Source organism: Phycisphaerae bacterium, assembly GCA_035275405.1.
Classification (GTDB): Bacteria; Planctomycetota; Phycisphaerae; order UBA1845; family UTPLA1; genus DATEMU01.
This window is the reverse complement of record DATEMU010000015.1, coordinates 77,579-89,753: the sequence shown is the minus strand read 5'-3', so window position 1 is coordinate 89,753 and position 12,175 is coordinate 77,579. Positions and strand designations below refer to the sequence as shown.

At 60.9% G+C, this 12,175-nt stretch carries 11 protein-coding genes; all 11 read right to left on the bottom strand.

The annotated features are described in order from the left end of the window. Nucleotides 1-6: 6 nt before the first annotated feature. The 11 genes from VJZ71_18160 to VJZ71_18110 all read right to left on the bottom strand — a co-directional run bounded on the left by VJZ71_18160 (nucleotide 7) and on the right by VJZ71_18110 (nucleotide 12,170). Nucleotides 7-1,278: a DUF362 domain-containing protein gene (locus VJZ71_18160; protein HKQ50005.1), complete on the bottom strand. Its 1,272-nt coding sequence runs from the start codon at nucleotides 1,276-1,278 to the stop codon at nucleotides 7-9. 156 nt (nucleotides 1,279-1,434) lie between these two features. After that, entirely contained in the window at nucleotides 1,435-2,676 is a 1,242-nt protein-coding gene (locus tag VJZ71_18155) for a thrombospondin type 3 repeat-containing protein (protein HKQ50004.1), read from the bottom strand. A 391-nt stretch (nucleotides 2,677-3,067) separates the two neighbouring features. After that, the gene (locus VJZ71_18150) at nucleotides 3,068-4,498 is read right to left on the bottom strand and encodes a thrombospondin type 3 repeat-containing protein (protein HKQ50003.1); all 1,431 of its coding nucleotides are present in this window, start codon (nucleotides 4,496-4,498) and stop codon (nucleotides 3,068-3,070) included. Next, nucleotides 4,495-5,589, bottom strand: coding sequence for a hypothetical protein (locus tag VJZ71_18145; GenBank protein ID HKQ50002.1), 1,095 nt, complete (start codon nucleotides 5,587-5,589; stop codon nucleotides 4,495-4,497). Before VJZ71_18145 ends, VJZ71_18150 begins: the two co-directional genes overlap by 4 nt. A gap of 124 nt (nucleotides 5,590-5,713) precedes the next feature. Beyond that, nucleotides 5,714-6,733 carry a thrombospondin type 3 repeat-containing protein gene (locus VJZ71_18140; protein HKQ50001.1) on the bottom strand — a complete coding sequence of 340 codons (1,020 nt, stop codon included), beginning with the start codon at nucleotides 6,731-6,733 and terminating at the stop codon, nucleotides 5,714-5,716. A 124-nt stretch (nucleotides 6,734-6,857) separates the two neighbouring features. Beyond that, on the bottom strand, nucleotides 6,858-7,712 hold the full coding sequence (locus VJZ71_18135; GenBank protein ID HKQ50000.1) for a hypothetical protein: 855 nt from the start codon (nucleotides 7,710-7,712) through the stop codon (nucleotides 6,858-6,860). A gap of 114 nt (nucleotides 7,713-7,826) precedes the next feature. Continuing rightward, nucleotides 7,827-9,227, bottom strand: a complete 1,401-nt coding sequence (locus VJZ71_18130) for a DUF4394 domain-containing protein (protein ID HKQ49999.1) — start codon at nucleotides 9,225-9,227, stop codon at nucleotides 7,827-7,829. Between the two features lie 283 nt (nucleotides 9,228-9,510). Continuing rightward, the gene (locus VJZ71_18125; GenBank protein HKQ49998.1) at nucleotides 9,511-9,810 is read right to left on the bottom strand and encodes a hypothetical protein; all 300 of its coding nucleotides are present in this window, start codon (nucleotides 9,808-9,810) and stop codon (nucleotides 9,511-9,513) included. Between the two features lie 82 nt (nucleotides 9,811-9,892). Continuing rightward, nucleotides 9,893-10,237, bottom strand: a complete 345-nt coding sequence (locus VJZ71_18120; protein HKQ49997.1) for a hypothetical protein — start codon at nucleotides 10,235-10,237, stop codon at nucleotides 9,893-9,895. A 29-nt stretch (nucleotides 10,238-10,266) separates the two neighbouring features. Further along, complete coding sequence (locus VJZ71_18115; GenBank protein ID HKQ49996.1) at nucleotides 10,267-11,193, bottom strand: DUF1571 domain-containing protein; 927 nt, start codon at nucleotides 11,191-11,193, stop codon at nucleotides 10,267-10,269. Nucleotides 11,194-11,222: 29 nt separating this feature from the next. After that, entirely contained in the window at nucleotides 11,223-12,170 is a 948-nt protein-coding gene (locus tag VJZ71_18110) for a queuosine salvage family protein (protein HKQ49995.1), read from the bottom strand. Between the last annotated feature and the right edge of the window lie 5 nt (nucleotides 12,171-12,175).

Below are 12,175 nucleotides of genomic sequence, written 5' to 3'. Positions count from 1 at the left end.
GTCCGATTACCCCAATCCGTGCGTCTGCTTCTTGAATCGAAACTCCGGCGCCTCGCGGATGCACGTGCCGAGAATTTTGATCGATTGGCGAAACGCCGATGCTCCCAGGAGCTTCAATTCCGCGGGCTGATCGCCGACGGTCGGAAAGCCCTGCGCATCGGGTGTCAGTTTTTCCCAATTCTGAAAGAGCCTCCCCCAATCACTTTCCAGTACAGCCGCCATGTGCTTTTTCGCCCGCGTGGGATACCAGAAGCTGTCGTGATAGATCACGCTGGCGATGTACGACCAGGGGGCCATCCACGTCTTCAGCGACCACTCCAGCATCGTCTTGAGCCGCCCCCAGTAAATCTTGTGCTGCATCTTCGAGGCGAAGGTCATGTTTTTGAATGGCCCGTCAAAATGCCAATTCTCGGCCGCCGCATCGACATCGCCGACGATTTCAATCTTCGACGGATCGCCGCAGCCCAGCCCCATGTCATGGGCGATGCGGATGAACTTGATCGCCATCGGATCGAGACCCATCAACTTGGCGGCGACGGCATCGATCGCCACTTGATCGTCGCTGGCCAGGATCACATTCTTGACGTGCGGCGTCATGCACCGCGGACCCGGGCCATCGCCCGCAAACGTCCCATCCATCACCGCGAAAACGCCACGGTGAATCTTTTTCTGGATCATGAGCAGATCGACGAGCGTCTCGTGGATCACCTCGTGCGTCCAGTGCCGGTGCTCGTTCAACAGGCCGCCGAAGGCGTTCTTCATCGCCCCGGTCGTCGTTGTGAAGATGTGCGTCTTGACCGTCGGAAGGTGGATGATGTTCTCACCGATGAAGCGTTTGGGGATGGCGAATCCGTCGGGATACACCTTGTTGAGCACGAGGAATCTGTCCGCAAGATCGCCCACGGCCTCGCGGACGTTGATCCATGGCTCGCCCTCGTACAGGTGGATGTTACGCAGACCGTGGGCCTGAACCACGTTGACCTGCTTGTTCTCCCGCTCGCCCAGATGCGCGTCGATTACGACCGTACGATTGTGGCAGGCGTGCATCAGCTCCGGCTTGTACCCGTCGGCCTTCATCGCCCGGATAACGCCCTCGAGCTGCCACGGCACGGTCGAGCTTCCGGGAAAGAAAAAGTGCCAGCTGATATTGACCTTGAGTGCGGTGTCGGCGGACTTGTCCACGACGGACTGATAGCCGGCGAGGTTTAGCAGCCGGTGGTAATCCGCAAGGACGGTAGAAGGTCTGGTTCTGAGGATCGCAACTTTCGCCGTGGGCATCGCCGCTCCGTTAGGCAGGGCCTAGGAAATCGATGCTGGCTTTAGCGACGCCCAATCGATTCGAAGACCATTCACATTATAGGGGAATCGGGTCAATCCGGCATACACCCCTGTGCCGGGTGGTTGCGGCTGGCTCGCGACGGATGGAACTCTTTTTCACGGAGGGAGACGACGAATCCGCCGTCGTCCCAACATCAATAGCGACAGGCTCAGCACCATGCCCGGCAGGACTCCCTGCGCGCAAACGCCGCACGGAATCGGTAGAGAAATCGGGGGAATTGGCTGACACACGTCACCAAACCCGTCGCCATTCGCATCCGCCTGATCGACGTTGAATACCAACGGGCAGTTGTCGCAGGCGTCGCCCGTCCCGTCACCGTCGACGTCGGACTGGCTGCTGTTCGCGACCGTTGGGCAGTTGTCGCACGCACTGCCGAACATGTCGCGGTCGGGGTTGGACTGATTGTTGTTTGCAATCGTCGGGCAGTTGTCGCAGATGTCGCCCCTGCCATCGCCATCTTCATCCGGTCCGTCGTCGATCTCGACCAGGGGGCATAGGTCGCAACCGTTGCCGATGCCATCACCGTCGGTATCCGCCTGGGCCCGATTGGGGAACTCCGGGCAATTGTCACATTCATCCCCCACTCCGTCGCCATCCAAATCCGCCTGGTTTGCATTGACAATCGCCGGGCAGTTGTCACACGCATCGGCGCTTCCATCGCCATCCCCGTCGGCTTGATCGGGGTTGAAATCATCGGGGCAGGTATCACAAGCACTCCCCAGGCCATCGAGATCGGGGTCGACATCGGCGTCGTTGACCGTCACATCAAAGGTGCATGAGGACCCGGCGGTCGTGCTTACGGCGACCGTCGTCGTGCCGACGGGGAAAAAGGAGCCGGACGCCGGCACGGCAGTAACCGTCCCGCAGTTGAGGGTGCTTATCTCAAAATCCACGACGGCGCCGCACTCGCCGGTATCGTTGTTGACATTGACATCCGGGCACACGAGGGCGCCGCAGCCATCGAATATGCGCACGCGGTCGATTCGCCAGCCGCTGCGATCATTCGTTTCGTCGGTGCCGAGGATCCAGCGGAGTTGAATGTTGTTCCCGGCGGTCCCTGCGGGGAGATTGACTATGGTGTCAATAAACCCGCCGGAATCGCCCGACCAGCAGTCGCGACCCACCAGGGGATTGCCGCCTTCTGAGCCGACGAGGTGGTCGTATCCGCCGGTCACGAAGGTACCGATGGCCGCGACGTCGATGAAGGCGCCGCCGGTGAATCCGGAAACGGCGATTTCCATGACACCACCGTCCTGCGCCAGTTGAGAAGCCGGCGGGGCTTCAAGGTCATAGTGCTGTTGAAATCGAATTTGAACGAAGTCCGAGCTCAATGCCACCGAAGGGCTCGTTAGGGTGCTTGTGCCGAAGTCGGTAGCATCGTTGCCAAAGGCGTTATTTTCGCTGGGGCCTGTTTGTTCGGTTACCCAATCGACGCCGCTGTCGGAGTGACTGGTCGTCCATCCTAGCGGTAGTGCGGGAGCAACCACACTATTAAAATTTTCGCTGTAATCCACGGCGCGGGCCGCGGGGACGGCGCCCGCCGCCGTGCACAAGGTACAAACGACGAACGCGAAGCGTGAGAAGCAGGGACTCGATTGCCTGGACATGACCTCCTCCGGAAACTGTCAATAATTATACCCGCGTACACGCACCGCAAAGAGGATATTACGGCCGGCCGTGACGCGGAAGTTACGATAATAATCGCGCTTCGATCGATCGGGAGCCCTTTTATTTGGGAACCACCTCAGACGTGCGTGAAGGCATTCTGGAGCGCCGCCCCCACATCATCAGCGACAGACTCAACAGCATACCCGGCAGGACACCCTGCGCGCAAACTCCGCACGGCGCGGGCTGGCCGCCGGGCGCGTCTCCACAGACGTCGCCTATGCCGTCTCCGTTTGAATCCCCTTGATCGGCGTTGAAAACCGCCGGGCAGTTGTCGCACTCGTCGCCTTTGCCGTCGCCGTCGGCATCGTTCTGGTCGGCGTTGAAGAGCGCCGGGCAGTTGTCGCAGACATCTCCTTTACCATCGCCGTCGGCATCCGCTTGATCGCTGTTGGCGAACGTCGGGCATTTATCGCAGACGTCGCCCCGACCATCGCCATCGAGATCCGCTTGATTGTTATTTGCAGACGACGGGCAGTTGTCACAACCGTCGCCGAATTGGTCACCGTCGATGTTCTTTTGGGTTTGGTCGGCGAACGAGGGGCAGTTGTCCTGACTATCGATGACCCCATCGCCGTCAGCATCCGGCTGGCCGAAGGCAGCCGTCATGATCGCATAGTTGCCGGTACCGGCCGCGGCGAAATGGCTGACTCGCGCGAAATAGGTCCCGGTCATCGGGATTGCAAAGCAGGCGGACTCGGCGCCTTCAGATCCAGTGGGCTGGTCGACCGACAGCAGCTCTGCCGTCCCGTCGGTGTCGAAGAGCTTCAGCACTACGTCGGTCTCAGCTCCGGTTCGCGGCGGGTCGGTATCGACGGCCAGGAACAGTACGTTCCCCGACTGGGCCTGCACCGAATAGAAATCAACATCGGCCGCGATGCCGATGGCGGCCGATCGGGCACCGACGGGCATGGAGAATGTGGTGATGCCGTCGGCGGTTGGGACGGTATTATTCGCCTCGGTTTCAGGCGAAGACGCCGTCGTGACGACGACAAAAAGCAGGTAGGAGCCGATGGGGTTCATGTTGTTGAACTGCCTGACGCGAAGAAAATAAGTTCCACCGGCCGTTAACGTTCGCCCCGCGATGGCCGATGAAAGCTCGGTTTCTTCGGTTGAATCGCAATCGGTGCCTTGTCCATCATCGTCGTCGTCTTCGATAACAGTAGTTCCGTCCGCTGCAAACAACGTGACCACGGAATCTCGGCTCAAAAGGTTGGTGCCGCCGGTATCTACTTTGATCCATGCCTTGGCCCCGGATGGAATATTATTCAGCCTATAGTAGTCGAAATCGCCTGTCGGCGTGATTGCGCCTTGGACGATGAGACCTCCTTGAGATCCCAAGACCAGCACCTGCGCCGTGCCCGGCGTGTTGTTGGGCTCAACCGCCGGCACAATGACGGGCGGCGCGCCCATCGCCGAGCGCCCGGAGATCATCACCGCTGCGACAAGAATCCATGACATCAAACTCGATGGACTTGTTTTGTACGGAGTCATTTGCAATTCCTCCCAGCGGCAATGGATTCTTCCGGTCGCACACCATGAATCATCTGACCAACCCGTGTGCGGAGGCGCCGAAACGTCACGCCTGGCATCAGGGCCAGGGTGAGAAGCCCTAGCGGGAAAACACCCGGAGCGCACGTCCCGCAGGCGGCATCCGCCGGGGGGGCCGTATCGCACGCGTCGCCCACGCCGTCGGCATCCGCGTCCGCCTGGTCCACGTTGAACACGTCCACGCAGTTGTCACAGGCATCCCCCTTGCCGTCCCCGTCCGCATCGGCCTGGTCGTTGTTGGCCGCGTCCAGGCAGTTGTCGCACGCGCTACCCAAATTGTCTCCATCGGGATTGTCCTGGTCCGGGTTCGGCGTGGTCAGACAGTTGTCGACATTGTTGGCCGCTCCGTCGCTATCCCCGTCCTGCGATTTGATTTCGAGGGAGTCGATGTGCCAGCCCAGACCGGCGGCAGCGCTGCTGCTTCCCATGCGGAAGCGGAGGACGATGTTTTTTCCGGCGGCGGCGACCGGCAGGTTGACGATCGTCGTGACGTACAGCCCCCCCGTGGAGTTCGTCCACGCCGCTTTTCCGGTCAAGGGACCATTGCCGGAGAGGGTGCCTACATAACCAACGCCGCCAGGATCAAAGCTGCCCCCGGCGGCGAGAATGTCCAGAAACGCCCCGCCATTGATGGAGATCTCCAGCACGCCGCCGTCTTCCGGACTCGACAAAGCGAACCGATGCCGAAACGTGAGTGTGGCTGTGTTCGTGGCGATTGGAATCGACGGAGTATCGAGCCGTTTGTCGCTGATGACGCCGGGATTGTCGACGAAGATATTGTTGGGCCCGGCGTCGCTGTCGGTCGCCGTCGTCACCCAGACCGGCGCCGGCCCGGCGACATTCGTCGCCGTCCAGCCGGGCGGCGGAGTCGGCGGCGTCGCACCATCGAAGTTCTCCGTGAAATCGGCGCGAGCCGAGGCCGTTGGCCAGAGGGATGCGGCCGTGCAGAACGCCCATGCAACTCTCGACGTCCACCGCAATCTCGATGCAGTAATATCGCGCGAATTCTGACTATTCCAGCACATTCCAATCATGGCGAACCTCCAAGAAAGCGGAGTCCGTTCCAGAGTCGTAAGCAGCGGTCGGATGTGTGTCCCACGAGACCGCCAAGCGAGAAGGGTTCATTCTAACAAGTCGGGCGTCGCGGGAAAGCCCGCGTCAAGTTCTGCGCCGCCGTCCCCACATCATCAGGGAAAGGCTGAGCAACGCGGCCGGCAAGACACCTTGGGCGCAGGTCCCGCAGGCGTCGCCAGGAGGCGGGGCAGGTTCGCAAACGTCGCCCACGCCGTCGCCGTCCGAGTCGGCCTGATCCGCGTTGAAGGCACTTGGGCAGTCGTCGCAGACATCGCCTTTGCCATCGCCATCCCCATCACCTTGGTCGGCGTTGAACTCGCTGGAACAGTTGTCGCACCCGTCGCCCTTGCCGTCACCATCCGCGTCATCTTGGCCGGGATTGGCCGTATCCGGGCAGTTGTCGACGCTGTCGATCACGAAGTCGCTATCCCGATCCTGCGATTGAATATTGATCGAGTCGATGTGCCAGCCGACGACGCCCGTGTCGTTGTCACTTCCAAAACGAAAGCGAAGGACGATGTGTTTGCCGGCGGCCGCGGACGGCAGGTTGACCGTCGTGGTGATGTATCCGCTCGAGTTGCCCGACCACGCATCCCGCATGTCGATGGGATTCGCGAGCGCGGCGAAGATGAAATCGTTGTAACCGCCACCGACAAAACTGCCCCCGGCGGTCAGGATGTCCTGAAAAGCCCCGCCGTCGATGGAGATCTCCAGCACACCGCCGTGACGACCTGAGTCCAAATTGTAATTATTTCGAAACGTGAGCACGGCGGTGGGCGTGGCGATGGGGATCGGAGGGGTGTCGAGCCGCTGTTCGCTGACCATGCTGGCATCGTTGACGAATGCGTTATTGGGCGCCGAGTCGCTGGTCATCATCGTCGTCGCCCATGACGGATTTGAATCCAGAGGATCTGTTGCCGTCCAACCGGCAGGTAGCGCCGGCGGCGACACGCCGTCAAAGTTTTCCGTGAAATCGGCGCGTGCCGTGACCGTGGGCCAAAGACACGTGACCGTGCAGAGCACCCCTACTCGTCGCGACGTCCGTCTCGAACTCGATGCATCAACACCGCGCGGAATTTGTCCGACTCCGACCATCCCGATCATGGCGAACCTCCAAGAAAGCGGAGTCCGTTCCAGAATCGTAATCGGCGGTCGGATGTGTGTTTCACGAAACCGCCATGCGAGGTGGGTTCATTCTAACAGGTCGGGCGCACCGGAAAAGCCCGCGTCAACTTCGCCGCCGCCGGCCCAAATACATAAGCGACATGCTCAACAACGCGGCCGGCAAAACGCCCTGCGCGCAGGCGCCGCACGTCATCATTTCCATGTTGGCCGGCGGATCGAGGCAGTCCGCCGTGCCATTGCTGTTGGCATCCGTGTCCGTCACACCGCATCCGCACGTCCCAGGCTCGGTTTTTCCGGCATCGTCCGGGCAGCCGTCGGCACAGTCGATCAGCCCGTCCCCGTCGCGGTCGGGGCCGGTCGCCTCGAAGTCAATCACGCACTGCGACGTGTTGCCGCTCGCGTCCATTGCCATGACGGTGATCGGATGAACCCCACCGTCCACCATCTCGCCGACGGCGGGGTCTTGTGACACGGACCGACCGGGACAATTATCCGTCAGCATCACGAGGGCCAATGCATTGGGGACCGGGGCCTGGCAATTGGCGTCGACCTCGGCGCTCAAACTGAGATTGGCCGGGCAGGTCAGGACGGGCAGTTCCACGTCGTTGACGGTAATAGTAAACGTGCACATCGGACCGGCCATCGCCGAACACGTTATCGTCGTCAGGCCTAGCGGAAACGAAGAGCCGGAGGACGGCGAGCAGGTGATCGTGCCACAGACGCCTGACACCCCGGGTGGCGGATAATTGACGATCTTGGAACATTCGCCCGGATCGGCATCCACGGAGATGTTGGGCGTACAGCTCAACTGACATGGCGCCCCGCGCTGGGCACGGGCTGCCGACGGGAGCGAGGGGACGACCAATGCGCAAATCAGCCAACAGAATCTCGGCGTCCATCTCGTTTCGGTTGCACGTCCAGCGCGCAGGATTCCACCGATGCCGATGTTCCCACTCATGTCGAACCTCCCAGAAAGAAGAGTTCCGTGATCGACGGTCAGAGGTGTATCTCAATCAACCGCCACGCGAGGAGAGTCTATTGTACGAGGTCGGACCGTTGCGGAAAAGCGGCGTCAATTTCGCCGCCGGCGCCCCCACATCATCAGGGACAGGCTCACCAAAGCGGCCGGCAAGACGCCTTGTGCGCAGGTCCCGCAGGTGGCGCCGTCAGGTGGCGGGTCTGATTCGCATGCATCGCCCAACCCATCGCCATCCGAATCCGCCTGATCGGGGTTCGCCGTTGTCGGACAGTTGTCCACCGCATCGCGCACCCCGTCGGCGTCGCCGTCCGGATCATCGCTATTAATCGTGGCGACGCTTTCCAAATCCGCGCCTATGCCGCCAACCACATTGGACAAAACCACGCGAAAGGTCTCATTCGCCTCGATCTCCGTATCGCCTACAACGTTGATCGTGACCGTCTTGGCTGTCTGACCGGGACTGAAAGTCAGGCTCCCGTTCTTCTGTGCGTAGTCGCTTGCCGCCGAAGCCGTGCCGTCCGCCGTTGCGAAGTTCGCGGTCACCGCGGTCAATGACGTGTCGGAGAGCGTGACATTGAACACCGCGTTGGACAAGCCGGCGTCTCCCTCGGTCACGTTCACATTACTGATGGACATACGCGGCCGGGGAATTGCCGCCAATCCGCGAATGGCCCCGCCGGGCAGCGCGCCGGTCAATCCAACGGCTCCCGTCGAAAGGTTGATCGTATAAAGTCCGGAGATCATCGATCCGGCGTTGTAGAAAGTCGCATAGGCGATTCCCGATGGGGCAATATCAAAGCCGCAGACGCCCGGTCCGACGATCGTGCCCAAGGCACCAATGTCAGTCACCTGACCTGTATTCGGCGACGTCGGCGTCCCACCCGCCGAGCCGATGCGGACCAAGTGGTCCAAGTCCGCATCGAGGCCATAGAGCGTCGTGAACGTTCCGCCGAGGATAACAAATGGGTTGGAATAGGCCACGCCGACGACCTCGGGCATTTCAATGGGCATCCCGAACACATTTAGCGACGAATCTACCGTCACCTGCGCCGTCACCGAATTGATACGGAGGTTCTGACGGACGTCACTAACAACGCGAATCGTGTCGGTTACGGGATTGAAGTCCATGCCGAAGTCGGACCCGCTTAGCGGCGTCGTAAACGTACCAGAACCGACCTGTGTCGCTGCGCCCGTTGTCCGATTGATCACATAAAGCCGGTCGCTGCTGCCCAGACCGTACAACTGTCCCGTCGCCGGCCGGAAGTCAATCGCAACGATTGCCTCGAATGCTTGCAGTCCGGTGATCGTCACATTGGACAGACTCGTCCCCGGCGCGGCGCTGCTGATGCGGTGCAGGGTATTCGACGTCGTCAGCGCGAGCAGACCGTCCTGCGCTTGCAGTGGCATTGTTGCCCAAGTCGCCACACCGAGCCCGCAGGCCGCCGCCAGGCGCGCACCGATTGCGTTCCAACCTCTTCGATTGATGAGTCGCATGGTTTTTTCTCCCGAACTGGCTGGAGGTGCACTCGCCGTGAGGGCTCAAAGCGCGATACGGCCGCACGTGAATGCACGACCCGGCGATGATAAGGTGTATCCTAAATCCGACGAATCGATCGTACAAGATCGGGTGCAGCCGGCGCCGACGGGGCCGCCACAGAAAAGCCTGCGTCAAACCACGCCGTTCAAACGCTCATGCGGGCCGAGTTTTGTGCGAAGGCTGGGTGGCCGCGTATTGGTGCGGCCCGTTTTTCTGCGCGAGCGAGTAATGTGGAATTCGCTAACGCGAAGTCGTCTCCCCGCCCGTCGCATCCTCCAGCGCCCGCCGCGCTTCCAAGAGCGACTGTTCGAGATTGGCGGAGAGGTCCAACGCCGAATCAGAATTGGCCGGGCCCATCTCATCATCGACCACGCATCGGTACTTGTACTCATAGGTGAGCTTTTCGATCGCGTTGGCAATGTCGTCGCCCACGCAAACCAGCGTAGCAACCAGTTCGCGGCCCTTGGGGGAGGCGATCTCCTGCAGCACCCGGTCCCGCACGTCTTTGGTAATAGGATGAGATGTTGATGCCTGCTTCATATTAGAGCCTAGGCGCGCAAGACTCCGCCGGCTGCGACGGTCTTGCTTAAATAAAGTTGATCTCGCCGATTTGGCCGGCGCATTACCGGCTCTCCGCGGGCCGGCTGGCCGCCTCGCGGACTCTCTCGGCAGCCTGCGTGGCGGCCGACTTCACTTTCTGCGCCGCCTGTGTCGTGGCCGACTTGGCCCGGTCGACATAGGGCCGCGCGTCCTCGGCCAGTTCACGGGCCCGCTGCTTGGCCTTCTCATAGGCCTGCGTCGTCGCGTACTTGGCCCTGTCGATGTAGGGCTCGACAGCCTCCCTGACCTCCTCCGCTTTTTGCGTCGTGGCCTCGCGGACCTCCGCGGCCTTGGACGTCGCCGACCGTCGCGCTTTTTCTCGCGCGACCGGGTCGCAGCCGGCGATGCACCACGCGCAGCAGATCATCGAAATTCCCAAGTGTAGGCGCGACGCGATCACTGTCCCGGCCCCGTTTCGGCTGCCGCCCGTGGAGAGGCCGCGCCTGCATCGACCGCGCTCGTCTTCGCCGTTTTTACACCGCCCGTACCGGATTTTCCCTTTTTCACGCAGTCGAGCACAAAGACGTTATCGCGGTGGTCCACGTCATCGTTGAGGCTGTTATAGGCATACATGCCGTCCAGAGAAGCCTCAGTCCGCTCTTCTTTTGCGGGCAGCCATAGATACGTCGCCACGGGAAGGCGCGTCTTGGTGCTGATGTAGAGGTCCTGAAGCTTGCAGGGGAATTGATCCTTGGGTGGATAGCGCAGTTCCAGGTGAAAACACGGCTCCTTTCGGGGGCCGATCTCCGCCGCCCCGACCAGCTTGATCGCCACCTCGCCGTGCTTCCTGGCTTTCTCAATACGGTCAAGGATTCGCTCCATCATCCTCCGGGGGCCGAAATCGGTGATGGGGTTCCGCGCCTTCTGGAAGACCACGGCGAATTGGGCAGGATACTTTTGCACGGCCGGCGGCTGGCCGAGGAGGCCTTTTCGGGGGACCAGCAGCACCTTGTCGTCGTTTCTGCCCTTCACGAAGACACATTGCTGGTACTCGCTGTCTTCATCCATCCAGGTGAACCTCACGCTGAAGGGATCATCGCGAAACTCGGCCCGGATATTCTCCTGCTCCTTCAGTTGTGGGATCAGTCCCAACCGTTCCTGTCGCTGGAAGTGCGTCGTGAACGACTTCAATTTCTGCGTCTCGGCGAGGCATTCATTCAGGTACGCAATCGGGTCCCTCTTGATCCGTTGCGTCGTATTTTCGTAGCCCTCGACTTTCTCAAAGCCGTCAACCGAGCTTACGATGGGCACATCGACATGCGGCCTCGCGCAGCCCGGGGCGGCCGCCCACGCCATTGCCATGACCAACAAACTTCGTCGCATCCAGGTCTCCATAACGGGTTATGTCTCAATCAGTAGTATACAGTTCGTGTTCGATGATGTTTCACTTCCACCGCGCCGCCGCGCCCCAAGGCCCACAAATACCAGTCAATTTCCCACGCGGCGACTCGTTTTCCGGTGGACTCAAGGGCATTCTTCATTCTATCGACCGCCCGGATCGTCGCGGCTCGAATCTCAATCTCCCCATCGCTCCCCGCCTCGATTTCCTCCTCGCGATCGATCAATTCGGCCAAGTGCGATTCTAGCTGCAGAATCCCCAGATGTCTCAGCGCCTGCGGAACGCGGTAATCCGCGAACGCGGTCAGCTCCTCGAGACCGGAGAGACCGTGAAAGCCGTGGGCCTGCCAGCAGGCGGCGATATCGAGCGGACAGATCTGTGCCCGTTTCATTAAGTACACGGTCTGTCCGTGATAGCGGGCCACGTCGCGAAACGAATCGAACTCGGTCATCAGCAGCACGGCCAGCGGCCACGCCTTGCCGGAGACGGATTCGATGGCGTTTATGAACTGACCGTCAAAGCGCTCAAGGAGTACGCGACCGGTCTCGCGGACGATTTGCTCGCGTTCATCGAGGAGAAGCAGCTCGCCTTTGCCGCTGAGTGTGTCGCGCAATTCTTCGCTGGGGACGCTCACCCAGTACTCGGCATCCCCCCACCGCGGCTCATATCGCGCCGCGAGCATCAGGGAAACAAACATCGCCTCGTAGCGCTCGTAGGTCTTGCCCCGCCACTCAAATCGCAGGGGATTTGACGACCAGAAGCAGAAATTGAGGGCATCGACCAGCAGGACCAGATTGGCCAGCCCCTCTTGTGAGCCTGAAAGCTGGCCGATCAACTCGTGGCCACTTGGCTTCAGTGCTACCGGAGAAATCTCGCGCGCCCAACGCTCGATGGCCGTCTCGTCAATACTAACGAGCTTGGCCTGCTGCATGACCGTGCGGGTGGAATCGAGAACGATCATCGCGC